Below are 25,873 nucleotides of genomic sequence, written 5' to 3'. Positions count from 1 at the left end.
TGCTCCTTTATTTGGTTATTTTAGCGGATGAGCCATGACTGACATTAACGCATTCTCCGCCTGGGTCGCATCCAAGCGGCTGTATTGGACGATAATCGGAATATCGCTCTGAACCTCGATCGCATAAGGCACGCCCACCGGAATGAACGCGCCGCCCGAGGAGAGAGTGGTGGTACGGATATGCTTGGTTCGTCTGCCCGGTACAACAACCAAAATATTTTCCAGCGGATTACGGTCTTCGAAAAAGATCGTCATGCGCAGCAGCGCTTCTTCGGATGCGCAGTTCAGCACGCAAATCGATTCGTGGCTTTCAAGTGAACCTTTGCTCGTCGGCGGAATATAGCCGTCCGGAATAATCCAGTGCTTCTCGCCTCTAGCTTGATACATGTCCGCACCAACCTCTCTTATCGTGTGAATGCCGCCGGCACGCCGCCGTCGATCGTCAACATGCAGCCCGTCGTCTTCTCGGCTTTGGATGATGCGAAGAACGCAACGCCCTCGGCGATATCGCGCGGGTAAATGTTGACGAGCAGCGTCGTCCGTTTGCGGTAGTACTCCTCCAGCTGGTCCGGCTCGATGCCGTAAGCGACTGCCCGCTCATTGCGCCAGCTGCCGTTCCAAATCGTGGAGCCTTGCAAAATCGCATCCGGCAAAATCGTATTGCAGCGGATGCCGAACTCCCCGCCTTCCGCCGCCACGCAGCGCGCCAGGTGTGCTTCCAACGCTTTCGCCGAGCTGTAAGCGGATGCGCTCTTGCCCGCATAGACTGCGTTTTTGGAAGCGATGAACACCATGTTGCCGCCGACCGCCTGCTCCTTCAACAGCTTGAACCCTTCGCGCGCCACGAGGAAATAGCCCGTGCCAAGCACGTTCATGTTCAGGTTCCACTCTTTCAAGGAGGTTTGGTCAAACGGACTGGACGTGGCCAGGCCCGCGTTGTTCACGATGATGTCGAGCCCGCCGTACGTGAGCGACGTTTCCGCGATGGCCGCCATGACCGCTTCCTCGCTCGTCACGTCCATTTTCACGGCCAGCGCGCGGCCTTCGCCGTACTTCGTATTAATTTCGCCGACTACCCGCTCCGCACCTTCCAAATTCAGATCAGCCAGCACGACATGCGCGCCTTCGGATACGAGGCGGCGAGCCGTTTCGCTGCCGATGCCGCCGGCGCCGCCCGTAATGAACGCCACTTTGCGCGAGAACTCGGCTTCTGCCGGAGCGAGCGACAATTTGTACAGCTCAAGCGGCCAGTATTCCACGTTGTACGATTCGTTCTCGCTCAGAGAAACGAACTCGCCGAGCGCCGTCGCGCCGCGCATAACCGCGATCGCCCGGTGATAGAGCGCACCGCTGACTTTGGAGTTAGCCCAGCTCTTGCCGGTGTTGATCATGCCGACGCCCGGAATCAGGATGACGCGAGGAGCCGCTTCGAACATGACGTCGCCTTCGTTCTTGTTGCGCTCAAAGTAGGCTTTGTATTGATTCTTATACGCTGCGATGCTTTCTTTAAGGATGGCTTTGAGACCGTCGATGTCGTTGACATCAGGCGTCCAGTCGATGAAGAGCGGGACAACCTTCGTGTGCACGAGATGGTCCGGGCAAGCCGCGCCGACTTGGGACAGCTCGGCCGAGCGTGCGCCGCCTACGAATGCGAGTACATCGTCCGCGTCGTCGAAGGTGAGGATCATTTTCTTCGCATCGCTGACTGCGCCGCGGATCGCCGGCATAATTTGGGCCGCGATGCTTCTGCGCGCGTCCGCTTCAAGCGCCGCATGCTTCACGCCGCCGAACAGCTTCTCTTCGTTCACGCGCGCTTCGATGTACGCTTCCGCTTCATTGATGATTTTGATCGTTTGCGCGTAGGCTTCTTCGGACGTTTCGCCCCATGTGACTAGCCCATGCTTTTCCATTAAAACAAGCTCCGCTCTCGGATTCTCGAGCACGCCTTGGGCGATCATTTTGGAGAGCGTGAAGCCTGGGCGCACGTACGGCACCCAAACGAATCGGTCGCCGAAAATTTCTTTCGCCAGCTGCTTGCCGTTATCCGCGCAGCACAGGCTGATGATGGCATCCGGATGCGTATGATCGACGTGCTTGAACGGCAGGAAAGCATGCAGCAGCGTCTCGATCGAAGCGCGCGGATGCTTGCTGTCGATCATGCAGTGCGCCAGGTAGCCGACCATTTCCTCGTCGGACATTTCGTCGCGCTCGAACAGCGGACGGATATCGTCCATGCGCAGACCCGTGAAGTTGCCCGCTTTCATCGTGGCAAGGTCGGAGCCGCTGCCCTTGACGTACATCACTTCAACGTCGCGGCCGCGGAAATCTTTCACCGTCGTCTTGCTCGATGTGTTGCCTCCTCCCCAATTGCACACGCGGCGATCCGTGCCGATAATGTTCGAACGATAAACCAGCTGAGAAAGCCCGTCTTGCAGCTCCGATGCTTTCTGTTGATCCCACAAGCTTTGTACCATTGTGAATACCTCCGAATAGATTTGATGAGTACGATTACAACCAGTGTAGCATGTTTGTTTATTTTTGAATACAGAAATTCAAACAAAAACAAAAAAACCGGAAACCAAGAGCATGCTTCTAAGCATGCCGAGTTTCCGGGCTTATTCGTGTTCTTTTTGCTCGCCTCGCAGGCGGCTATTCTTCATCAAACGTAAGGATGATCTTATTAAACGCGTTCGGCTTCGTTTTCGCTTCATGAAACGCGCGGGCAATGTCCGAAAACGGCATCGTCGCCGAGATGAACGCCTCCGCCAGCTCGCGGTTGCGGTTCAGGAAATCGATAATGAACGGGAATTGATCCACGCTGTTGCGGCTGCCGCGAATTTGGACTTCCTTCTTCGTAAACAGGATGCCCGGCATGCTGACGTCGTCGGAGGTCAGCCCTACAATTACGATATGGCCTCCGGCGCTGACCAAATGAATCGTCTGCTCCATCGTCCGCTTCAGTCCCGCCACCTCGATGACGGCATTGGAGTACTCGCCTCCCGTTAGTTCTTCGATCCGCTCGACCGGGTCCTCGTGCAGCGGATTAATCAGCACGTCGGCGCCGAACCGCTGCGCGGTCTGAAGGCGCTCCGGCACGACGTCGACGGCGAATACGCGCACGGCATAGAGCTGTTTAAGCAGCATCAAGATCGTCAGCCCGATCGGCCCCATGCCGAGGATGGTCACGGTCATCCCGTCCTGCACGCCGGCCTGCTTCACAGCCTGCGCCCCGATCGTGAACGGCTCGCAGAGCGCCCCGATCCGGTAATCCATGTCATCCGGCATAGAGTGGACGCAGCGCTCCGGCACCGCGACATAGTCGGCAAAGCCGCCTTGCCCGCCGAAAGAACCGACGAATTTCATCGCGACGCAGCAGTTGTATTTCCCGCTTCGGCACGGGTAGCAGCTGCCGCAGGGGATGGAGGGCTCGATAATGACCCGGTCGCCCGGCTTCACGCGTTTTACTTGCCCGCCGACCTCCGCGACGATGCCTGACAGCTCGTGCCCGTAGATCGCCGGAAAAACGACGTACGGATGCGAGCCGTCATAATTGTGCAAATCGCTGCCGCAAATGCCGGCCGCCCGCACGGAGACGATTACCTCGCCCGCCCCCGGCTGCGGCTTTGCCACTTCGCTCAGTTCAATTTCATAAGGTTTACGGAATACCGCGGCTTTCATCGTCATGCAATCTCCTCTCGCCTTTCAAACCGGCCAATTTCAGTCGAAATGAACCACTTGCCGCTTCTCCGAGCTTTCGTAAGTAGCAAACGCTAGCCGCAGCGTAAGCAGATTATCTTCGCCGCTTGTCTGAAAAGGCCGTCCGGATGTCAAGCAATCGACAAAATGAGACTGCAGCCGGTAGTGGCTCTCCTCGTGATCGAGCTCCGTCCGCTCGGCCACGACGGACTCTTGGCCATCGTTATCGATCAGGACGATCTTTCCTTCGCTGCCGTACATTTTCAAGGTCGCACGGTCTCCGTCGATGACGAAATGTTCCACGAACCTTGCGTCCACCTGCTCCTCGATAATCGGCCCGGTCAGCTCGCGCCTCGTCACCCAGCAAATGTCCATCAACCCGTAAAAATCGTCATAGCCAAGCGTCACGACGCCGGAGTCGTCGCCGACGACATTCGGGCTGAACGATCTCGTTTCCGCATACAGCCGCTTCGGGTCGCCGAACAGGAAGCGCCACGTATCGTACCAGTGGACGCCCATCTCGTAGAACATCAGCTTCGGCATCTTCGTAAGGAACGGCTGCGGCAAGTTCGCTCCGGGCTTCATCCGTTCTGTAAAATAGTCCGAATGGATAAACCTGGCCACCCGAATGGAACCGAGCACCCCCGATTCCATCACCTGTTTAATCAATTGGATCGGCTGCAGCCAGCGCCAATTTTCCGTGACCATCAGCCTGGCTCCGTGCTGGCGCGCCGCGGCGACGATCGCCTCCGCTTCCTCATAGGACGGCGCGAACGGCTTCTGGCACATGATGTGTTTCCCCGCTTTGGCCGCCAGCTTCACAAGCTCGAGATGCGTTTCGGGCGGCGTGACGATATCGACGATATCGATATCGGCGCGCTCCAGCATCTCTTCCAAGGAGGAGTAAAGCTGGTCATGCGGTACGCCGTATTCGTCCGCCTTGCGCAGCAGCTTCTCCTTGCTCCGGTTGCAGAGCGCGGCGATTTGCGCATTCGGAATGCGCTGCCATGCTCTCAAATGCTTCTCCGACCAAAATCCCGTTCCGATTAATCCGACTTTAAACACAAGGTCATCCTCCTGTTTGGCCTCCTTCGGCAGGCAGTCCGGCATATAGGTTCCAGAGTTTCCGGTAATAGGTCCAATCCGCATGCAGCTTCTGGCTGTTCGTTACCAAGCAGCCGGCCCGGCGCGTTTGGGGATCAAGCATCAGCATGCAGCCGGAGCGGCTGACCGCTTATGATGCTTTCGATGACGTCCATCAGAATCAAATAGCCTTGCCGTCAAAAAACAACGTCTCTCCAACCTCCATATACATTGCTTCCCGCTGGCCTGTCGTATCGTGCTCCGGCACAAGCGCCAGGAAGTCATCGACTTCCCGCTTCTCCTGCTCGTTCGTCAGATCCAAGTAGTGGGACGCGATTGCATACCTCAGCCCGAGGAATTCCGAAGCGATCGCCGCTTCCTTCGGCGACATTTCGCCGGTCAGCAGCTTCCCTGCCTGAACCGCCCGCGCCAGCAGCGCCTGCGAATTGCTGCAGCCCATCAAGCCGATCGTCGGGGCATAGAGGTCGCGGATGAGCTTCATATCGCCGAAGATGGCGGTGTCGCCGCAATGATAAATGCGGATGCCAGGCTCCGGCTCCACGATGAAGCCCATCGGGACGCCGGAAACGTACTGTCCGTCCTTCAGCCTGGTCTGCGACCAATGGTGGCTTTCGACCGGACGCACGATTACGCCGTTCACTTCGACGACGATGCCCCACACCGTCGCTTGCACTTGCTCCGGCGGGATGCCGGCTTCGAATAGCGCAGCCCGTACATCGCCGCCGCACACGACGGGGGCGCCGGTCCGCATCGCGATGGCAGCCGTATCGCCAAGATGATCGAAAGCGGCATGCGTCACGAGGATAACATCCGGCGTTTCTAGTTCTTCATGACTGATCGGGGCATTGGGGCTGCCGGATAGATACGGATCGATCAAAATCCGTTTATCCGGCCCGACGATTTCATAGCCGGCCATGCCTAGGAATCGGATGCTTGTCGTCACGCTCTCCAGCTCCTTTCGAGTCCTGCAACCAAGGCCGCCATCGCCATATTCAGCGGCACCGGGACGCCGGTTTGAGCCGCGGCGCGAACGATGGCGCCGTTCACGACCTCTACCTCGGTTTTGCGCTTAGCTTCCGCATCCTGGAGCATGGACGATTTCCCCTTGCCCGCATTCCGCAGCACCGTATGGATGCGCTCAATCCGTTCCTCTCGGTCGATGTCATAGCCAAGCGCTTGCGCGACAGCGACCGCTTCGGCGGCAAGATCATCGACCAGCTCAAGCAGCGGTCCCTCCTCGCCTTGGATGCCGGCGCATAGGCCGGTTAACGCCGAGGTCGGCAGCGTCGCCGCGTTCAAAATCAGCTTTTTCCAAATTTCCGTCTTCACGTTCGGCGTCGCTTCCGTTTCGATGCCCGCTTCGTTCAGCAGCGTGCCGATTCTCTCTGCCGAAGCCATGCCCGCTCCTTCGCTATATGGACCGACAAAGGTGGCACCGAAGCCGGTATGGCCGACCTTTCCTAGCTCGAGCACGGTCGCGCTGTGATAAGTAACGCCGACGACGATGTCTCCTTCAGGAAATGCGTTCGATAATACATCCGCGTTGCCCCAGCCGTTCTGAAGGCTGACAATAACCGTGTTCTGCCCGATCATCGGCCTCGCGTTCTCTGCCGCCGATGCGGTATGATGCGCTTTAATGAAGAAGAAGACGGCATCTTGGATGCCGAGATCTCCCGGACAAGCCGTGACGCGCAGCATATGGGCGGCGCAGCCCTGCCCTTTCGTATCGATTATAAGTCCGTGCTCATTGACCTGCCGAATCAACGGTTCGGATACGTCAATCAGCGTCACTTCGTTTCCGGCAGCGGCAAATTTGGCAGCCAGCATGCCGCCCATCGCTCCCGCCCCGACTACGGCGATTTTCATTGTGAAGCACCTCCGGTACTTTTATATTTCTGAGTAAGCCGCACCAGCGTCCCATCATCTCCGACATTTCCGGGTACAACGCAATAAGGAATTTCCCGCTCGCCGCTGCCGATCCTCCTCTGGGGCTTCGGCCTTAGCCGCCACAGCGAGATGCCAGGCTCCAACTGGCCGGCTACAAACGCGCTGTCCGCTCCAAGTCCCGACGTCGCTACATCCGCCGAGGTAATGCCGCCTTTGGATATGACGCCGTCGCAATGCGGTGCGAGCAGACGAACGACGCTGGTCAGCGCCTTCATCACAAGCGCTCCGACGGACAAATCACCATGCTCCGCGAGCCGCACGCGTTCCGTTGCGATGATCGCCAGCTTCCCGTCATTGAGCCGGGTAACGGCACGAGCCGCGATCTCCTCCGCAACGGCAGCCTGCTCCCCGGCAAGCAGCCGCTTCGTCGGCAGCACGATCGGCTTCTCGCCCGTATGCCGCTCCAGCTGCTCCAGCTGCCTGGAGGAGGCCTCGGTGTGGGAGCCGCAAACGACCAGCAGCCGCCCGCTTCCCGGCATGCCTGCCGCATCCAGCGCCAGCGGCTTCAAGCCGCAGCGAATCGAGGCGAACGTTGACGCGCTGCGCACGACGACCCGGGCGCCTTCTTTTTCCGCCATTCGCAGCCCTTCCGCAACTTGGAGCGGTCCTCAACCGATTCCGCATCGGGAATAACAATAGTACCGGGCTCAGCTTCTCGAAGCGCGCGGCATATGGCGGCTGCAATTCCGGACTCAGCATATTCACGTTCCGTAACCGCTTTCAAATGCCGCCGGCCCCCGCTAGCTTCCTGCACCCATTCCTGCAAAGTCGCGCTTTTATAGCCAAAAACGGGGTCCCGCGCAAACTCCGTCTCCGCAACCGGCGTCCACGTCTCGCCCGTCAACAAATAATGCACGCCGCAGCGCGTCACTCTGCCGCATTCCGGGAATGCGGGCACGAACAGCGCCGTCCCAAGGCCGCCGCCCAGCGCCTCGATCTCGGCAAACACATGCCCCCGCAGCGTGGAGTCGCCCCGCAGCAGAAACCGAATGGCGGTATGCGCTTCGGCCGCCGCCCGCTCCGCATCCGTCTTAATTCGGCGAATGAGACGGACCGCCTCGGCTTCCGGCAGCGACCTTGAATTCGTCAGCACATAGAGAGCATGGCCTTGCGGCTTCCCCGCCAGCTGCGCGCGGATCGCTTCGAAATCCGGTTTCAACAGCACCGTGACGCCCGAAACCGTTTGCGTCCCGGTCGGATCGTCATCCAACACGATCGTGACCGGCGCCAACTCCTTCTCTTCCTCCCGTATCTCGCTCACCGCGTCTGCACCTCGCTTTAAAGCGTCTTTATTGCTCCTCGTTCCATGCCTCGATCAACTGCTTTAGGCGCGATGATGCCGAATCCATATGCGCGTCCATCGCGCGGGCAGCCGCTTCCGCATCGCCTTGCTCGATTGCGCGGTACACGGCCAAATGCTCCTCATAAGAAAACTTCGTGCTGCCTTCTGAGGCGACGACGCTCTTGATCCAGACGCGGAGCAGCGAGCGGATGCTCGTCAGCATGTCGCGCAGCACCGTATTGCCGGCAATCTCCGCCAGCTTCATGTGAAACGCGATATCCGACTCGGTAAAGGCTTCGAATACGCTGTTCGAATTGCCCGTCGTGTCAAGCCGCTCGACGATCTCCTTCAGCTCCGCCAGCTGCCTCTCATCCCGTCTGGCCGCGGCCAGCCTCGCTACCGCCGCTTCGATCGTCTGGCGTGCTTCGATCAGATCCATCGTCCGCTTCTCGCCTAGCAGCAGCCCCCATTCGATCACCCGCGGGAGCAGCTCGGAATCGGCCCGTTTCAAATAGGTGCCGTCTCCGTGCCGCACCTCAAGCAGGCCTAGCACGGTCAGCGCCTTCAGCGCTTCCCGCAGCGAGGAGCGGCCGACGCCGATCGCTTCGGAGAGCTGGCGCTCGGCCGGCAGCTTGGCGCCGGGTCTTATTTTGCCGGAAAGCAAGTAGCTAAGCAGTCGATCGGTTATTTCCATTACCATCGTCTTGCGCTCGATCGGTTCGAAGCTCAATTCGTTTGGGTTATTCGTTGTCATCGTAAAAGCCTACTTTCGTCGCTATCTTTCATACGGCTCAAGCTCCGACAGCTCGATCGGAACGCCATTCGGCTTTGCGCCGATAAAGCAAGCCCGGCGGCTCCTGCCGCCCATCTTCACCTGCGCATGCTGCTCTCCCGGCAAGCTGCCGAGCGTCCGAGGAATATCCTCGACGCCGAAGCAAATATGGTGCAAGCCTTCGCCCTTCTCCTCCAAATGCTTGCGGATGGCGGTCTCGCCGATCGGCTGCACGAGCTGCAGCATGACATTGCCCGCTTGCACGTAAGCAAGCCGCACGCCGGCGGACGGAAGCCGTTCATCATGCACGAGGGGAAGCCCGAGCACATCGGTATAATAAGGCAGAGCTTCGTCAATATCCCATACGGCGATTGCTATATGATCGACATTTCGGATCATGTTCGGGCAGCTCCTCTCGTTATGCCTTCCAGCCAGCGGCAACCGGATTGCTTAGCCGGCCGACGCCTTCAACCTCGACGGTGACGTGATCGCCCGGCTGCAAATATTGCGGAGGGTTCATGAATGCGCCGCACCCCGCAGGCGTTCCGGTCGAAATAATGTCGCCTGGATTCAGAGTGAACATGCTTGTCAAATACTCGATCATGACTGGAATGCTGAAAATTTGCTGCGACGTGTGGGCGTCCTGCCTAAGCTCCCCGTTGACGTATGCGCTTATGCGCAGCTGCGAAGGGTCCGCAAGTTCGTCCGGAAGCACGATCTCGGGTCCGATCGGGCAGAAGGTATCCACGCCTTTGCCGATCGTCTCGTGCTGCAGCCGGAATTGACGTGCCCGCTCGCTGACATCGTTCATAACGGTGTAGCCGAAAATATAATCAAATGCCCGTTCCTTCGGCACATGTTTCGCTGTTTTGCCAATGATAAAAGCCAGCTCGACTTCATAATCCGCCTGGCAGTCCGGAGCCGGAATCATGATCGCTTCATTCGGCCCGATAATCGACGAAGGCAGCTTGGAGAACACGGATGGCTCTGCTGGCAGCTTGGCATGGGCGTCCTCATCGGAATGAGCGGCATAGTTGATGCCGGAACATAATATTTTGCTCGGCGCAGTTAGGGGTGCAAGCAGCTTCAGCCCTTGCCGCGGCAAACCGCTTTCCAATGCGGCTCTCGCGCGTGCAAGCCCCGCTTCGCCATCTTTAATGAGATCCTTCATGTCTGCATAGTCGGTCAGAACCACGCCTTCGCTGCCGCTCCTGACGCCTACCCGGGGTACGCCTTCAAATTCGACTGTCACAAGCCTCATTGCGCGTCATCCTCTCCTTCGCCTCATCGAATTGGACGATTGGTCGACCAATTTGATTTCATTATAAAATCCTTCATTGTGGCTGTATACTCTAAAATCACGCCTTGTTATCGCCAAAAACAGACGATTTTCCACCTTTGCCGGACCTATTTCCCTCCTGTGCCGCCGCGCCAATCCGTTATGATTACAATGTACGCTGCGTACTGCAGTGCGCGATTGAAGCGGCCCAAAGGAGACGAACCGATGAAACCACAACAGTTATTCGACCGGTATGAATTAACCGTCGCTTATGAGAGCGGCATAACCCCTATATATGAAACGAAAGGCTGGCTCCAAGGCGAGCGCGGCCGGGACGAGCTCGGCCATTACGAGACCTGCCTTCTGCCGTTCCAAGATGAAGAAGGGACAAGCAGCTTGACGCTCGAGCTTGTTTGCTACGAGCATACGGTCAGCGCGTATATGTCCGTAAAGCTCAAACAGGATATTTTCGGCATCACGCATACGCTAGCGCCGGATGCCGGCATCCGGCTGTCCGTCGGCGAGCCGGCCGGCGCTCTTGAAGGCGTCCTCGCCCATTACAACGGGTACAAATGGTGGTGGACAAGGCCTTATTTTGCAAAAAGCACTTCTGCGCTTCCCGAGAAGACGCAAGCTCTGCTCTGGAAGGCGGACGGCCGCTACACGCAGCTGTTCCCGCAATGCTCCAATGTGTTCAAAACGACGCTGCGCGGCAACGGGGAAGGGTTTGAGTTTGTCGTCTCCCCGCTTCATCAAGGCTTCCGCACCGGCCGCGAGCTGCTGTTTGTCGCGCATCGGGGCGAAAACCCGTACGCCGTTGTCGAGAAGGCGGCCGAAGCCGTGTTCGCCGCCCGGAGAGAACCGATACGCCTTCGCGAGTCGAAACGCTATCCGGAAGTGTTCGAATACTTGGGCTGGTGCACATGGGACGCGTTCTATCATGATGTCTCCCAGCAAGGAATCGAAGAGAAAGCCGACGAACTCAAAGCGAAACAGGTCCCTGTCAAATGGGTCATGATTGACGACGGCTGGTCGCCGGTGCGCGAGAAGGCGCTCGTCTCGTTCCGGGAGGACCTCTCGAAATTTCCTGATGGGCTGGCCGGCACGGTAAGAAAGCTGAAGAACGACTATGACGTGATGTGGGTCGGCGTGTGGCATGCGTTTACCGGCTATTGGCATGGCGTCGATCCCGAAGGCGAAATCAGCTTGAAGCATAAGGATCTGCTGCAGGCCGATCACGCGGGCCGCTTGCTGCCAAGCACGGACGCGAAGCGCGGCTTCGGCTTCTGGAAGGAATGGCATGGCTGGTTGTCCGCGCAAGGCATCGATATGCTGAAGGTCGACAGCCAGAGCTCGCTCATCGAGTTCGTTCGGGGACAAGTGCCGCTCGGCCAGGCGGCCAAGGGCTTGCATGAGGCGCTTGAAGCGTCGGCTTCGCTTCACTTTGACGGCCGCCTGATCAACTGCATGGGCATGGCGCAGGAAAATGTATGGAGCCGCGTCAACTCCGCCATTTCTCGCAATAGCGACGACTTCTACCCGGGCAAGCCGGAATGGTTCCGGGAGCATGCGCTGTAGAACGCGTACAACTCGTTCTACCACAGCACGCTCTATTGGGGCGATTGGGATATTTGGTGGACGACGCACCAGGACAGCACCGACCATGCCGTGCTGCGCGCGATCAGCGGCGGTCCGGTTTATGTCAGCGATCGGGTCGGCGAGACGAACGCCAGCGCGCTGCTGCCTCTGATTCTCTCCGACGGCCGCGTGCTCCGCGCCGATAAGCCGGGCGTGCCGACAGAGGATGTGCTGCTCGTCAATCCGGCGGAGACGGCGGTGCCGCTTAAAATACAGAGCCGCACCGGCGATTGCGGCTTGCTCGCCGCTTTCCATATCCATGCGGATGCGGCGCCGCTTGAAGGCGAACTCCGCTTGGCGGATATAACGGGTTTGGAGGATGAGGCGTATGCCGTTTACGAGCATTTCGGCCGCACGGCAACGACGCTGACGGAGGAAGAGCCGCACCGTTTTACAGTCGAGCGCGGCAAGCCTCGGATGTTCACTGCCGCTCCGTATCGCAACGGATTCGCAGGTTTCGGGCTGGTAGACAAGTATGTCTCCGCTGCAGCCGTCACCTGGCAGAACGTTCAACCGGACCGTGCCGTCATCCTGCTTCCTGAAGGCGGCACCTACGGATTTGCTTCGCAGACCGCGCCAGTATCGGCTCGGGTAAACGGCCTGCAGGTCGAAATCCGCGCCGAAGAAGGGTTCTACTCGATCGCGTGCGGAACCGGAACCGGCTTGCTTGTGGAGATATTGTTCCAATAGTCTTTTGGCGAAACAATAAAAACCCGCGTATGAATCTCAAACGCGGGTTTTTATCGTTCGGTTGGCTAACGAACTCCAGTAACGCTATTTCGGCCAAATCACCGCATTCTGCGGTCTAACGAACTCCAACAACGCTATTTCTCCAAAATGGTGCGATTGGGGAACTCATTGACGGGAATAACGTTTCTGAGGTGCGTTGGCCCTTCATTAACGTTGATATTGCTCAAATAAGGACGATTGGGTTCGTTAAATCTGGATATGTGTCACCGCCACCCCGCTTAGCTAAAAAATCCCGCCCCGGCATGCGCCGGAGGCGGGATTTCTATCGTTTATTTCGAAACTGCAGCATCCTTCTTCACGGCCGCCGTCGTAAGAAACTCCAGCACGCGCGGAAGCTTCATGTTCCAATAGCCCCACTCGTGCAGGCCTGGCTCTTCTTCATACGTCAGCTCGATGCCGAGCGATTTGATGTGATTCAGGAAGCGGATATTGTCATTGTATAAGAAGTCTTCCGTTCCGCAGCATTGATAAAGCGCCGGCAGCTCTTTGCCGGACTTCGCCGCAGCGTTCGCCAGGTGGAACAGATCGTCCCGATGCTCCTTCGCGCCTTCCAAATCGCCGAAAATATCGGTGAATTCGCTGCCCTCGAACAGATTCCCGAGCGCGCGGACATCGAGCGCGCCGGAGAAGCTGGCCGCAGCCGCGAAACGCTCCGGATAAGCTAGCGCCAGCTTCATCGCGCCGTAGCCGCCCATCGATAAGCCCGCCGCGAAGGTATCCTCCCTGCGGTCCGAGACCGGGAACATCGCTTTGACGATTTTCGGCAGCTCTTCGCTAATATACGTCCAATACTTGCGGCCGTGCGCCATATCGGAGTAGAAGCTGCGGTGCACGTTCGGCATGACGACCGCCATGCGGTATTTCGCCAGCTGGTATTCCAGCGTCGTTTGGCGGAGCCACGTCGTATCGTCGTCGCTGAGGCCGTGAAGCAGGTAAAGCACCGGCAGCTTCTCGCCCGGCTGCACGTCCTGCGGCATCACAATGGTAACCGGGGACGTCATCCCAAGTACGTTTGAAAAGAAAGTCATATGAATTACAGCCATTTCCCGAATCTCCTCCTGTATGGTCGTTCTATTGTTCTATTATCCTTCGGCGTTAGCTTCATCATAGCGCAGCAGCTTTACGCCGCCGCTCCGCACGGCCTCCAGCGCGCGCGAATCCGTAAACATCAGCCGCTCCCAATGCCGGTCCTGCGCGACCTTCTCGCCCGGATAATCCCGGTTGCCCCAGCCTCTTGTCTCTTCGTCGTCATAGCCCGGATGGCCGACGATCAAGTACTGACCCGGCTGGGCTTGCTTCAGCGCGTCAACGAACCGGTCGACCGGATCGCCCGCCGCCTCTGTTTGCGGCAACCGGCTGCCGCTGTAAGGCCTGTAGCTGAGCAGCCCTTCCTTCGCGCACCACTCGTCGATTGCTGCGTCAAGTCCCGGAACGGCCCACTCGAATACCATATGGGTATCCGCATACGAAATCAAGAAGCCCGTCGCACGAAGCTTGTCCAGCTGCTCCTTCATTTCATTCAGAATCTGCCCGATATCCGGCTGAGCAGCCAGCCACAGACCCGGATGCTGCTTGAAATAGCCGTTCTCGTCCACAAGCGTGGGCACTTCCTCCGCCGCAAGCAGCGGCTTCCAGCGGAATGTATCCCATTCCGCGTTCATCGTAGCATGAAGACCGAAGCAGATGCTCTGGTCTCCGGCCAGCAAAGCCGCCGCGTGCTCGAGCGCCGGGCCTGTCGCCATCACGGAGACGTTGCGCACGATGCCGTGCCTCACGCTTTCCGCGATGGCCAGGTTGTGCGACTCGCAATTCCCATAGTCGTCGACTCTTGTTATTAATGAAATCGTACTGACAGCCATGAATATCTTCGCCTCACTGTTTGGAATTATTCTTTGACAGAACCGAGCGTTATTCCTTTGATGAATTGAGCGTTTCATCCGACATCTTCGTCATTTGGCTCACGTTCTCAGTCGTGATTTTCGTCGGAACGATGGTCAGCACGACCTGCTGCATATACGTCTGCACGGGTACGGCACCAGCACCGTTACGAGCAGACTAAGACCAGTATAAAGGACGGTACGCTTTACCGAAACCCAAAAAGAGACAAAAAAACGGCTTATCCATAAATACTTTTTCATAAGAGCACAAATCAAAGGCTTACGGCCACAGAAACACGCGTTATACAAATAAGGCAGGATAGTTGGACAGCGATAGAGAATAGTTGGCGGTATGGAAATACGGTCAATAAAGGAGGTCAAATGTTGAGAAGTTTTGTTAATCATGCAGCCTATCTCGCCGTATCGTTGACGACTTCATTCGTTTTCTACTGGGTGTTTAAGATATGGATTTCCATGGGACGCTTCACGGCAGCCGATGCCCCTCCTGGTGACATTAGCGATACCGAAAAGGTATTTTATAGTTTTGTTGTCCCTATCGTCTACGGTGTGCTGATGACCTTATTATCCTTTATGTATCGTCGCTATCTAATGAAATATTCTGTTAAACTGAGCGCGCTATTTATATTCGCCATCCATACAGCCATCTGTGTTTACTTCATCACCCAGTTCAGAACGTTAGCGTTTAGTTAAGAATGAGAAAAAAAGACTGCCGGGCCGCATCAGCTCAGCAATCTCCTCTTCTTCGAAACTCCGTTATAAATAGGCCGGGCGCCGCTTCCACATCGCGGACCTCCTCGAAGCCCAGTTTGGCATAGAGCCGCTTTGCCGGCAAATTCGCCGCACCGGTAGAGACGATAAACGCCGTGACGCGTCCCCGGAACTGCTCGAGTACGAACCGTACCAGCCGCTCGCCAATCCCTCTGCGATGATAGGACGGATGAACGACGAGGCGGTGTATATCGACAATGCCGTCCTCCGCCTTATAAGAGATCGCTCCTGCCAGAACGCCATCTTCAAAGCAGCCGTAGAACACTTCGTCGCACACGCGCAATGTATCGGCCGTATCCCGCAGCCCGGGAATCCCGTCGAAGCCGATCAGCTCGGCTTCGATCCGGTAAGCGGGCAGTTGTACCTCCAGCAGCTGCTCTGCTTGCCGGTGGTCCGTCAGGTCAAGCTTCTTCACTGCCGCTTCCATCATACGGTTGTCGCTTCAGCAGCGCTTTCGCTGCCTTTCACCACTTCATTCTCTTTCTTAGAAACGAGGATTTCTTTCTTCAAGCCCCAACAGATGAGGAAGGACACGATGGCAAGCACGAATGAAATCCAGTAGAGGTGCGTAAAGGAATCGGCGAAGACTTCCTTGATCTGTTCAACCAGCGACGGATCCATATCTGCCGGAATCGCGCCTGTCGAGATTTCGCCAAGCTTCGAAGCCTGCTCATCCGTCATGGTGCCGGACAGTCCCTTCAGGCCGGACGTCACTTTCGCCGCAAGCACGGAGCCGAACAGGCTGAAGCCGATTGTCATTCCGATGGATTGGAACAAGGTGACGGACGAAAGCGCAATGCCGCTGTGCTCTTTCTCAACCGATTCCTGCACGATGAGCTGATTGCCGAACAAGGTGCCGAAGCCGAGGCCGAGAATGACGAAGTATAGGATGAACGTCCAGATCGGCGTATCCACGTGCGTTGTCGAGAACAAGTAGAAGCTAACGATCGGCAAAATAAACGATATCCCGTAAATCGTGCGGTATGGCATCTTGGTCATGAGCCTTCCCGCGACAACGCTGGACGCAATGGCGCCTGCCATGAGCGGCAGCGTGAGATAGCCTGCGGCTGTCGGCGTCAAACCAAGCACGTTCTGCGCGAAGAACGGGAATGACGAGAGCGCGCCCATGGCCGCGAGAATAAAGACGAATACGAGCGACGAGAGAACGACGAAATTGCGGTTCTTAAACAGGTGAAGCGGAACGATCGGCTCCTTGGCCTTGGATTCCACGAAGACGAACAGCACGAGCAGCACAAGACCGACAGCTATGAGGGCCAGCATAATCGGCTCCGTCCAGCCGTAGCCTTCGGTTTGGTGCAGCACCGGCGTCAGCAGCAAGCTGATCAGCGCGGTCACAAGCAGAATCGCGCCGTACCAGTCGACGCTTACCTTCCGCTCCGCTTTCGTTTCCTGAAGTCCCATCGATAGAATGACCGCGGCCAAAATGCCGACCGGTATGTTGACGAGGAAGATCCAGTGCCACGAAATATGCTCGGCGAAATAGCCGCCAACGAGCGGGCCGACCAGCTGCGGGATAAACATGACCGCACCGAATATCCCCTGGATCTTCGCCCGCTGCTCTACGGGGAACGAATCGCCGAAGATAACCATCGCAAGGGGCATAAGGCCCCCTGCGCCGATTCCTTGGATGCCCCGGCCGATCAGGAGCACCTCCATCGACGGCGCCAGACCGCTTATGATCGATCCGCCGATAAATAAGCCCATGCTGAGCAAATAAATCCGCTTACGTCCGTAAAGATCGGCAAGCTTGCCGAGCACCGCCATGAATGACGTCATGGCGAGCATGTAAACCCCGCCCACCCAGCCGTACAGCGCTAAGCCGCCGAGATCGCGAATGATCGTGGGCATCGCCGTCGAAACGACCGTTTCGTCCAGCTCCGCGAAAATAACCCCGATCATCAAGCCGATCAAGATTAATGTCTTGTTGCTTTCTTTCTGTTTCAAACTGCACAGCCTCCTTTGCTGAAGTCATTGTAATCGAGCTTTATGAACCGAATATGAACAATTCGCCAGCTCATTATATAACAAAAAAAGACCGGGCTCCTCCGCCCTGCGAAGGAGGCTCCGGTCGTTAATAAGAACGACGGTTATTTGGAATACAGCGTTGGGAAATATTCTTCGTTGTCGAACTTCATCCCAGGTACTGGCCGTGCGCTCAAGTACCGCAGGTTGTCATGGCGCTGTCTGCTTTCGCGGTAATACGTGTGACCTGGCATGAGATGCGCGACAACGGACAGTCTTGGATCGCTCGACACGTTAGGGCCGGAGCCATGGAACGTAAGCGCGTGGTGGAAGCTGGCTTGGCCGGCTTTCAGGATGCAAGGCTCCTCTACCCAGTCCCGCGTCGCGAATTTCGCTTTCAGCTTGCCCATATCCTGCTCGAAAAAGGTATCGCTGCCTTCTACCGCTCCCCATTTGTGCGATCCGAGGATCGTCATCATGGCGCCATTCGAAAGGTCCGTGTCCTGCAGCGCAATCCATACCGTAACCATATTAGGCGTGCTGCTGACGCGCCAATACCCATAGTCCTGGTGCCAGCCGACATTGCCTGCCGTCGTCTCCTGCCCGTTCGTGCCTGGCTTGTAGATGACCTGATCGTGCCAAAGGCGGATATGGTCCTCGCCGAGCAGTTCGGACGCCATTTTTCCTAAATTGCGGTCGGTGACGACGGAGCGGACTTCATCGTTGATCCACCAGCCGTTATCGAATTTGCGAATGGCAAGCGGATTATCGGACGGGTGATAGTGGTGCATCGGAAGGCCGAAGCCGTCGTATTTGCGGGTCCAGACACGTTCGTGCGCCGCGCGGAGCCTTTCGATCGTATCGTCATCGATCAGCTTTGGACTAATCCAATAACCGTCGGTATCAAATCGTTTTTTATCTTCTTCAGTGATCGTGTAGTCAATAACAGTGTTCATTGCTGTCAACACCTCTTTCAGTCTCATCGAAATAATTGGAACTGTTTACATTGTAGCGCTTGGCGGCATCGTTGACTTCCTGAAACCTATCAAATAGGATAAGAAACATAGAGACAAATAGACACGAAGGGAGCTGCTGAACCCCATGCCTAAACTGAAAAACGAACCGATCCGCTGGGAATCGCACAGCTATTACCCCGCCCGGGCCGACATCCTCCCGGAGCTGGTCATGCTGGGCTACGACCGGTTTCACGAAGCCTCCCCGCTGGCCGATCATCAGCATGACGGCTGCTATGAATTCGTGTATGTCGAGAATGGAAGGGTGACCTGGGAGGTCGGCGAGGTGGATTATCCCTCCTATACAGGCCAGTTCTTCCATACGCGTCCCGGGGAGTGGCACCGGCCGAAGCTGAATTTCATTGAGCCTTGCACGATCTGGTGGTTTATTTTGATCGACCCCGCGCTCGAGCCCAGCTGGCTGTCCTTCCAGGATGAAGAACGCCTGCAAATCCATCAAGCCCTGCAGCGGCTGCCCCGGCTGGTTTCCGTCGACAGCCGCGTGCGCGAACAGTTTCAGAGGCTCCGCAGCTTGTTCGAAGAAGGCGCAGAGACATTTCGGATACGCCACCATCTGGTCGATATATTGCTGCAGCTGCTTTATCCGCCGGCTGACGCCCGTCAGCTGCCGCTCGATCTCAAGGAAGTGATGCTCGCGCTCACCGCCCGCATCGAAGCCGCGCCGGAGCAGCGCTGGAGCAATAAAGAGCTTGCTGCGTTAGCCGGTGTCAGCGAGTCGCATTTCTACCGGCTGTTTCAGAGTCTGCACGGCCAATCGCCGGCCAGCTACATCGACCGGATACGGATCAACCGCGCCTGCGAGCTGCTTCGGGAGCCTGGAGCCAACGTGACTGCGGTCGCGCTTGATCTCGGCTACAAAACGAGCCAGCATTTTGCAACGGTGTTCAAGAAATATATCGGCATGTCTCCGTCACGCTGGCGGGCTGCGCCTTAGCAGATTTAAGTGGTAAATTTCGTTGGTGCCCTGGCAGCCGGCAATGACGTATAATAGAAGCTTGCCCTATTTCATCATACCCAACAGGAGAACACACCAATGCGTATCCTTAGTCAATATCCGAAAGAAATAAAAGTTTTTCTGGCGGCAAGCCTGATTAATGCGGTCGGCAGCGCGCTGATGTGGCCGCTTGTGACGATGTTCGTCTTCGACGAGCTCGGCCGAAGCATGGCCGACGCCGGCTTCGTCATTCTCGTGCAATCGCTCGGCGGCATCGCCGGCCAGCTGCTTGGCGGCGCGCTATACCACCGCCTCGGCGTGAAGCGGCTGATCATCGGCGCGCTCGGACTCAACGCCGCCGGACTGCTGCTGCTTCCCTTGCTCAGCCACTCGTGGCCAATCTTCATCGCGATGATGGGGCTGATCGGGCTGTTCAACGCGCTGTCCATGCCAGCGATCCAGGCCTTCATCGGCTTTCGCTTCGCTGACCGGCGCGGCGAGCTGTTCAATATCGTCTATGTCGCCAACAATATCGGCGTCGCCATCGGCACCGCGCTCAGCGGCTTCCTGGCCGATATTTCCTACTCGCTCAGCTTCTCGATGAACGGTGTCACCTCGGCGGTATTTGCAATCTTCTTCCTCTTTTATTTGCAGCGCGTCGGAACGGGCGGCGACTCCTCCTCCGCCGTTAAGCTGAAAAAGCTCTCGCCGCAAAACGCAAGCGTTTGGTCGCTGCTGCTCGATGTGCGCATCTATCTGTTCATGGCGCTTGGCACCATGCTGATCAACTTGGGGAACAGCATTTGGAATACCGGCGTCTCGCCGTTCATTATCAGCGAAGGACTGCCTAAGCAAATGTTCGGCTACCTCTGGACGCTGAACGGCATCCTCATCTTCGTCGCGCAGCCGCTTATTACGCTGATCAAGCGTTTGAGCGCACGCACGATCACCGCCCAGCTGACTGCAAGCGCGCTGTTCTACCTGGCTGGCTACGTCGTCATCCTAACGATGCACAGCTTTCCGGGCATGGTGCTCGGCATGGTACTCACTACATTCGGCGAGATGCTGATTGCCCCGGCCATTCCGGCCTTCCTCAGCGAGAACGGCGGCAAGCAGGCACCATTCTATCTCGGGCTTGCCGGCGGAATCGGATCCGCGGGCCGCGTCCTCGGTCCCTACCTGATGGGCCATCTGTACGATATCGGCCAATTGACGCCGGTCGCTTGGCTTGCCGTCATTACGGCCGCGGTATCAACGATGTTCTTCGTCGTTCACTCGCTCGTGAACCGGCGCTATCGGATTCGCCAAGCCGCCCTGCAAGCACATGCGGAAACGGCGGCCGCAACGCCGCAATAATCGAAAGAAGCCTCCGGTTCTCCCTTGCGTTAGAATGGAGAGCCGGAGGCTTTCTTTTTGTTTATTTTAGAAATCCAATTCCTTTTCGAACTTGCGGCGTTTGCCCGTAATTTCATAGATGACCGGCACAACGATCAGCGTCAGAATGGTCGACGTCGTCAAGCCGCCGATTACGGTAATCGCAAGACCGCCGGAGATCAAGCTTGTCGACGATTCGGACAGCGCAAGCGGCACAAGCGCGAGAATCGTTGCGCATGCCGTCATCAGAATCGGTCTCAGCCTTGTCTTGGATGCTTCAACAAGCGATTCGCGAAGCGGAATGCCTTCCTTGCGGTTCTTCTCTACGCGGTCGAGCAGGACGACGGCGTTCGTGACGACGATGCCGACAAGCATCAGCATCCCGATCATCGAACTCATCGTGAGCGATTGGCCCGTGATCAGAAGCGCGCCCAGGGAACCGACCGGTACGAAGAGCAGCGAAGAAAGAATAATGAGCGGAGTCCGCAAACCGCCGAAGGTCATGCTCATCACGAGGAACACAAGCCCGACTGCAGCCGCCATCGCTATGCCGATGCTTTGGAAGCCGCTGTTGATCATATCCGAGCCGCCGCCGATTTTCACTTCGACGTTGCTTGGCAGCGACAAGCTGTCAATATCTTCGGTAATCGATTTGGTAACAGCTGCCGTCTTGCTCGCATCCTTCACGTTGCCGGTTACCTTCGCCGACATTTTGCCGTCTTCATGGTTGATGGCTACCGGCGCGCTGGACTCGGTCAGAGTTATGAGCTCCTTCAGCTGCTTCATGCCGGCCATCGTAGGGATCGTAATCGCTTCAAGCTGTTCCTTCGACGTAATTTGCTGCGCATACGACATCGTGATATCCCAGCTCTTATTATCCAGCTCGTACGTACCGACATCGGTCGGACGCAGCTGCTCGTTTACGGCGGCCATGATTTGGAAATACGAGACATTCAAATCTTTAGCCGTCTGGTTCAATGAGATAACCCATTTCGGCGTAATTTCTTTCAAGTTGTTCGAGATATCCTTCATATCGGCATTCGAGCTCATCAGCTTCTCGACCTGCTGCGATGCCGTGGATAGCGAAGCCATATCGTCGGAGTACAAGCTGACGTCAATGCTATTGCCTGCCGGCGGGCCGTTCTGCACGCCTTCACGGACATTCACGGTCGCATCCGGCGCTTCTTTAGCCAGCAGCGACTTCAAATCGGCGCCGACGTCATCGATCATCGTGTCCATGACCGTTCCTTCTTTGAATTGAACGGTGAACGTCGCCCGGTTGGCATTGGAGCCGATTTGGACGAACGGATTATCCGCGCCGCCGATCGACGCCTGGTAATTGTCGACGCCCTTCAAATCCTTCAAGTAGTTTTCCACTTTCTGGGCCGTTTCGTTCGTTTCCTCAATCGTGCTTTGCGTCGGCAGCTTCAAATCGACGCCGATCGAAGGAACCTCTCCCGCGGGCAGGAACGCTACGCCGAGCAGCGGAATCGTACCGAACGATCCGATCAGAATCACGATCGAGAGAACAAGCACCAGCGCTCTGCGGTTCAGGGCGCCGCGAATCAGCTTTTCGTAGAAGGTCATAAATTTGCCGCCTTCTTTATGCGGCTTGATGTGGTTGAAGAACTTCGCGCCAAGCACCGGAATAAGCATCATGGCAACAAGCAGGGAAGCGACGATCGAGATCACGACCGCTATCGCGAACGGTCGGAAAAACTCGCCGATAATGCCCGTTACGAAGGCTAGCGGCAGGAATACGACAACCGTTGCGATCGTCGAGGAGCCTACAGCGCCGATCACTTCCTTAGTCGCTTTGTACGCAAGCTCCTTGCCGTTCATCTCGCGGCCCTTCTCTTGGCGCCATCTGTAAATGTTCTCGATGACGACGATACTGTCGTCGACGATCCGGCCGATCGACACCGCGATCCCGCCGAGCGTCATGATATTGAGCGTATAGCCCATTTCGTTCATCAGCGCGATCGTTGCGAATATCGAGATCGGCAGCGAGAGGATCGAAATCAGCGTAGCCCGTATATTGCGCAAAAACAGGAATATAATGATGACACAAAAGAGCGCGCCATACAGCCCTTCCTTAATCAGCGAGGAGACCGATTTCTTGATTTCAGCGCCTTGGTCCTGGATCAGGTGAATGTCCAGGTCAGCTTTTCCCTTATAGGAATCCAGCGCTTCCTTCACCTTATCGGATACTTCCGCCGTATTGGCGTCCTGCGTCTTCACAACCTGTACGACGAAGCTGGCTTGTCCGTCGAAACGGGTTATTTCGTTTTGCGTCGAAACCGTTGTAATCTTCGCGATATCCGACAGCTTGACCTTCGGCGCAGCGGCTTGACCGACAGCTCCTGCACCCGCTCCAGCACCTACGCCCGCACCAGGCATTCCAGCCGCGCCTGCCGCTTGTCCCGCGCCTGCGCCGCCGAGCTCGAGATCTTCGATTTGCTTCAGCGTCGTTAATTTGCCGACAAGCCGAATCGGAATCGACGTGCTGTCCTGGGTGGTCACCGAACCAAGAGGCATCGCATAGTCCAGCTGCTGAATCGCCGTTTGGATCGCGTTCAACGAAATGCCGCGCTGCGCGGCTTTATCTTTATCCACGTCAATTCGAAGCTCTTGCGAAACAACGCCCTTCAAGTTAACCGTGCTAACGCCGGCTACCTTCTTGAGCTTTGGCACCACTTGCTCCTCCAGCACCTTCTGCAGCGCCGCCGGATCATCCTTCGACGAGAAAACGCCCGCTTCGTAAATCGGTGCCGCATTGATATTCAGCCGCTGGATCGTCACTTTCGCTTTCTCCGGGGTGTCGAGCTTGGCGATGGCTGTCTCGACATCTTTCACCTTATCGCCCATATTCGAGCCGAACGGATATTGGAGAATGATGCTCGCGACATTTTCCGATGTCGTGCTCGTCAAGGCCTCGTAGCCCTTAAGCCCCTGTAAGCTTTCTTCTACGGGCACCGTCACTTCGGATTCGATTTCTTCCGTCGAGGCGCCCGGATAAACGGCTTGTACGACGACAGCCGGGAAATCCACGTCCGGGAACGTTTGCTGCTTAATTTGCGTTGCGGAGAAGAAGCCAAACCCTAGCACTAGAATGCAGAGAATAACCACCGCTACGCTATTTTTCAGACTGACACGACTTAACCAACTCATGATGCGATCTCTCCTCTTCTCTTTCTAGAGGCTACTATACAGGAGAAATTTGAACTGAATATGTACTGGGCGTTACAAAATTACGAACCAAGCCAGGCCGGATGCAGCGGAAGCTTCACGCTGAACGCCGTTTCCTGATCCGGTACGCTCGTTACGCCGATTTTACCATGATGAAGCTGGACGATCCGTTTCACGATCGACAGTCCCAATCCATTCCCTTTGACAGCATAATCCCTTGATTTATCGACTTTGTAAAAAGGGGTGAAGATATGCTGCTGCTCCTCCGGCGGAATCCCTTTGCCATGGTCGCGGACCGTAACGACGGCCATCCCGTCCCGTTCTTCAAGCGTGATCCCAATGCTGCCTTTGTCCTTTGAAAACTTAATGCTATTGCTAATCAAATTATGCCACACCTGGTCCAAACTATCCTCGTCGGCGTAAATGGTCATATCCGGCAGCTCCAGGTCGAATTCGAGCTGTTTGGCGCTCCACTGCGGCTCGCTCGCGATAATGATCCTGCGGATTTGCTCATCAAGCCTGTAGGATGCGGGATGCGCCGGACGTAGATCCTGTTGGAGCACCGACAAGCGCAGCAGGTTGGCGCACAGCCTGGCCAGCCGCTGGCTTTCCTCTTCAATGATCGTCAAATAATGCCGGCGTTCCGCTTCATTCATCGGCTTCGTCCGCAGCGCTTTCGTAAATCCGGTGATCGACGTGAGCGGCGATTGGAATTCATGGGCCACATTATTAACGAAATCAGACCTCATCTCATCCAGCATTCGTAGCGATCGGGCCATCTCATTGAAGCTGGCGGTCAGCACGCCGAGCTCATCCTTTCGTTTCGATTGCAGCACGATCCCGAAATCGCCTTGGGCCATCCGTTTGGTCGCGCGCGTGAGCCGCTGAAGCGGCTTGACGATAAAGCGCGAAGCGAGCAGGATCAGCAGGCTGCCCATCGCAAGCACGCTGCCCAGTACGGTCAGCATGACTCTTCGGAATACGTCAAGCAGCTCGTTAATTTCCGGAGATATGAACAAGGCATATGACCGGTCACGGTATTCGAACGGCAGGCCGATCAAGAGCTGGTCCGGACCATGCCGGTCTTCGGCCTTGGCTTTCACCAAGCCCCTGTAAATGCCGCCTTTGATGACATGCTCGTATTGCTCGGAAGTAATCGGAATTTGCGCGACTCTGCTTACTTCACTGCTGAATTTCACGACAGCACCGTGCTCATCGACGATGTTGACCTTTAATCCAGGCAGCAAAATGTCGCTCTTCACTTCTTCAAGACGAGCGGAATCGCCGGTTCCCGGCTCCTTCCGGATCATTTCGATGATGCGCTTGCCGGTTGCGATCAGCTGCTCCTCCCCCAGCGATTTAATGCTGTTGCTGTACAGCCAAGTCGCGAGAAAAAAAGCAAACAACAGACTGACAATGACGACCGCGATAAATACGAGCACCGTGCGGACATACAGCGACTTAATCATTCAGCACCTCAAGCCGGTAACCGAGCCCTCGAAGTGTCACAATTCGAAACGATGTTTCATATTCTGCAAAACGTTCCCTTAACCGTTTAATATGTACGTCCACCGTCCGCTCATCACCCTCATACTCGAAACCCCATATCTGTTCGATCAGCGCTGCCCTTGTAAATAATTGACCAGGATAGCTTGCCAGTTTGTACAGCAGCTCAAACTCCTTCAATGGGATGGTAACCGCAGTATCCGTGTTTTTATAGATGACCTGATATCCGATCCGGTCAAGGACGATGTCTCCGATCGTGACCATTTGTGATGCGGTAATCCGATATCTCTTGAGCAGCGCCTTCACCCGGACCACCAGCTCCATCGGATCGAACGGCTTCGTCAGATAGTCGTCGGTACCGAGCTGGAAGCCTTTGATTTTGTCTTCCGATTCGCCCTTGGCCGTGATCATCAGAATCGGCATGTCGCCGGCTGCGCGCAGCCTCTTGCACAGCTCGTAGCCGTCCATGCGCGGCATCATGATGTCCATGATGATCAGGTCCGCGGCATTCGACTGGATATAGAGCCAAGCGCTCTCGCCGTTCTCGAACTCCACGATGTCGTACCCTTCGTCGCTCAAATAAAGCCGAACCAGCTCCCGGATATGAATGTCATCATCTACTAGCATAATTTTCGCCATTTTGTCTAACCGCCTCGAAATTTGTTTGCTTTTGGTGCTTGCAACTGTATTCACAATATCTTATTATTACAAGATTGCTA

The 25,873-nt window shown here is 56.5% G+C and carries 23 protein-coding genes and 1 pseudogene; 4 read left to right on the top strand and 20 right to left on the bottom strand.

Annotated features, from left to right (window positions below; all coding sequences use genetic code 11):
• Positions 1-15: 15 nt before the first annotated feature.
• The 12 genes from DL346_RS03940 to DL346_RS03890 all read right to left on the bottom strand — a co-directional run bounded on the left by DL346_RS03940 (position 16) and on the right by DL346_RS03890 (position 10,062).
• Positions 16-387, bottom strand: a complete 372-nt coding sequence (locus tag DL346_RS03940; RefSeq protein ID WP_112880756.1) for a sensory rhodopsin transducer — start codon at positions 385-387, stop codon at positions 16-18.
• A gap of 17 nt (positions 388-404) precedes the next feature.
• Positions 405-2,474, bottom strand: coding sequence for a bifunctional aldolase/short-chain dehydrogenase (locus DL346_RS03935; protein WP_112880755.1), 2,070 nt, complete (start codon positions 2,472-2,474; stop codon positions 405-407).
• 175 nt (positions 2,475-2,649) lie between these two features.
• On the bottom strand, positions 2,650-3,684 hold the full coding sequence (locus DL346_RS03930) for a zinc-binding alcohol dehydrogenase family protein (protein WP_240633019.1): 1,035 nt from the start codon (positions 3,682-3,684) through the stop codon (positions 2,650-2,652).
• 33 nt (positions 3,685-3,717) lie between these two features.
• Complete coding sequence (locus tag DL346_RS03925) at positions 3,718-4,761, bottom strand: Gfo/Idh/MocA family protein (RefSeq protein WP_240633018.1); 1,044 nt, start codon at positions 4,759-4,761, stop codon at positions 3,718-3,720.
• 4 nt (positions 4,762-4,765) lie between these two features.
• Positions 4,766-4,909 carry a hypothetical protein gene (locus DL346_RS28930; protein ID WP_165822304.1) on the bottom strand — a complete coding sequence of 48 codons (144 nt, stop codon included), beginning with the start codon at positions 4,907-4,909 and terminating at the stop codon, positions 4,766-4,768.
• A 51-nt stretch (positions 4,910-4,960) separates the two neighbouring features.
• The gene (locus DL346_RS03920) at positions 4,961-5,743 is read right to left on the bottom strand and encodes an MBL fold metallo-hydrolase (RefSeq protein WP_112880754.1); all 783 of its coding nucleotides are present in this window, start codon (positions 5,741-5,743) and stop codon (positions 4,961-4,963) included.
• Positions 5,740-6,666, bottom strand: a complete 927-nt coding sequence (locus tag DL346_RS03915) for a ketopantoate reductase family protein (protein ID WP_112880753.1) — start codon at positions 6,664-6,666, stop codon at positions 5,740-5,742. Before DL346_RS03915 ends, DL346_RS03920 begins: the two co-directional genes overlap by 4 nt.
• Complete coding sequence (locus DL346_RS03910; protein WP_112880752.1) at positions 6,663-7,325, bottom strand: nucleotide-binding domain containing protein; 663 nt, start codon at positions 7,323-7,325, stop codon at positions 6,663-6,665. The genes DL346_RS03915 and DL346_RS03910 overlap by 4 nt, the downstream gene beginning before the upstream one ends.
• A complete protein-coding gene (locus DL346_RS03905; protein WP_112880751.1) occupies positions 7,253-8,008 on the bottom strand; it encodes a four-carbon acid sugar kinase family protein in 756 nt (251 codons plus the stop codon). The genes DL346_RS03910 and DL346_RS03905 overlap by 73 nt, the downstream gene beginning before the upstream one ends.
• Positions 8,009-8,036: 28 nt before the next feature.
• Complete coding sequence (locus DL346_RS03900; protein WP_112880750.1) at positions 8,037-8,783, bottom strand: FadR/GntR family transcriptional regulator; 747 nt, start codon at positions 8,781-8,783, stop codon at positions 8,037-8,039.
• A 21-nt stretch (positions 8,784-8,804) separates the two neighbouring features.
• Entirely contained in the window at positions 8,805-9,200 is a 396-nt protein-coding gene (locus DL346_RS03895) for a VOC family protein (protein WP_240633017.1), read from the bottom strand.
• A gap of 19 nt (positions 9,201-9,219) precedes the next feature.
• Positions 9,220-10,062, bottom strand: coding sequence for a fumarylacetoacetate hydrolase family protein (locus DL346_RS03890; RefSeq protein ID WP_112880749.1), 843 nt, complete (start codon positions 10,060-10,062; stop codon positions 9,220-9,222).
• A gap of 180 nt (positions 10,063-10,242) precedes the next feature.
• On the opposite strand from DL346_RS03890, the pseudogene DL346_RS29390 reads away from it, so the two are divergent.
• Positions 10,243-12,408 (top strand): annotated as a pseudogene (locus tag DL346_RS29390) (Sip1-related alpha-galactosidase).
• A 329-nt stretch (positions 12,409-12,737) separates the two neighbouring features.
• Here the strand turns inward: DL346_RS29390 and DL346_RS03875 are convergent.
• Together DL346_RS03875 and DL346_RS03870 are read right to left on the bottom strand one after the other, a co-directional pair.
• Complete coding sequence (locus DL346_RS03875) at positions 12,738-13,511, bottom strand: alpha/beta hydrolase (protein ID WP_112880746.1); 774 nt, start codon at positions 13,509-13,511, stop codon at positions 12,738-12,740.
• A gap of 39 nt (positions 13,512-13,550) precedes the next feature.
• Positions 13,551-14,327 carry a ChbG/HpnK family deacetylase gene (locus DL346_RS03870; RefSeq protein WP_165822366.1) on the bottom strand — a complete coding sequence of 259 codons (777 nt, stop codon included), beginning with the start codon at positions 14,325-14,327 and terminating at the stop codon, positions 13,551-13,553.
• Positions 14,328-14,726: 399 nt separating this feature from the next.
• Between DL346_RS03870 and DL346_RS03865 the strand changes: the two genes are divergently transcribed.
• Positions 14,727-15,056 carry a hypothetical protein gene (locus DL346_RS03865; RefSeq protein ID WP_112880744.1) on the top strand — a complete coding sequence of 110 codons (330 nt, stop codon included), beginning with the start codon at positions 14,727-14,729 and terminating at the stop codon, positions 15,054-15,056.
• 34 nt (positions 15,057-15,090) lie between these two features.
• Here DL346_RS03865 and DL346_RS03860 read toward each other — a convergent pair whose 3' ends face one another.
• From DL346_RS03860 to DL346_RS03850, 3 genes are all read right to left on the bottom strand, one after another.
• Positions 15,091-15,564 carry a GNAT family N-acetyltransferase gene (locus tag DL346_RS03860; RefSeq protein WP_240633016.1) on the bottom strand — a complete coding sequence of 158 codons (474 nt, stop codon included), beginning with the start codon at positions 15,562-15,564 and terminating at the stop codon, positions 15,091-15,093.
• Positions 15,561-17,099: an MDR family MFS transporter gene (locus tag DL346_RS03855; protein ID WP_240633015.1), complete on the bottom strand. Its 1,539-nt coding sequence runs from the start codon at positions 17,097-17,099 to the stop codon at positions 15,561-15,563. Before DL346_RS03855 ends, DL346_RS03860 begins: the two co-directional genes overlap by 4 nt.
• 143 nt (positions 17,100-17,242) lie before the next feature.
• Positions 17,243-18,073: a phytanoyl-CoA dioxygenase family protein gene (locus DL346_RS03850; protein ID WP_112880743.1), complete on the bottom strand. Its 831-nt coding sequence runs from the start codon at positions 18,071-18,073 to the stop codon at positions 17,243-17,245.
• Positions 18,074-18,218: 145 nt separating this feature from the next.
• Between DL346_RS03850 and DL346_RS03845 the strand changes: the two genes are divergently transcribed.
• Both DL346_RS03845 and DL346_RS03840 read left to right on the top strand, forming a co-directional pair.
• Complete coding sequence (locus DL346_RS03845) at positions 18,219-19,085, top strand: helix-turn-helix transcriptional regulator (RefSeq protein WP_112880742.1); 867 nt, start codon at positions 18,219-18,221, stop codon at positions 19,083-19,085.
• Positions 19,086-19,184: 99 nt separating this feature from the next.
• Positions 19,185-20,441, top strand: coding sequence for an MFS transporter (locus DL346_RS03840; RefSeq protein ID WP_112880741.1), 1,257 nt, complete (start codon positions 19,185-19,187; stop codon positions 20,439-20,441).
• Positions 20,442-20,507: 66 nt separating this feature from the next.
• On the opposite strand, the gene DL346_RS03835 is transcribed toward DL346_RS03840, so the two are convergent.
• The 3 genes from DL346_RS03835 to DL346_RS03825 all read right to left on the bottom strand — a co-directional run bounded on the left by DL346_RS03835 (position 20,508) and on the right by DL346_RS03825 (position 25,793).
• Positions 20,508-23,630, bottom strand: a complete 3,123-nt coding sequence (locus tag DL346_RS03835; protein WP_112880740.1) for an efflux RND transporter permease subunit — start codon at positions 23,628-23,630, stop codon at positions 20,508-20,510.
• Positions 23,631-23,710: 80 nt separating this feature from the next.
• A complete protein-coding gene (locus tag DL346_RS03830; protein WP_112880739.1) occupies positions 23,711-25,117 on the bottom strand; it encodes a sensor histidine kinase in 1,407 nt (468 codons plus the stop codon).
• Complete coding sequence (locus DL346_RS03825; protein ID WP_112880738.1) at positions 25,110-25,793, bottom strand: response regulator transcription factor; 684 nt, start codon at positions 25,791-25,793, stop codon at positions 25,110-25,112. Before DL346_RS03825 ends, DL346_RS03830 begins: the two co-directional genes overlap by 8 nt.
• Positions 25,794-25,873 lie beyond the last annotated feature (80 nt).

This window comes from Paenibacillus montanisoli (genome assembly GCF_003268025.1).
GTDB classification, from domain to species: domain Bacteria; phylum Bacillota; class Bacilli; order Paenibacillales; family Paenibacillaceae; genus Paenibacillus_Z; species Paenibacillus_Z montanisoli.
The sequence above is the reverse complement of the archived record's forward strand: the minus strand, read 5'-3'. Positions and strand labels throughout refer to the sequence as shown.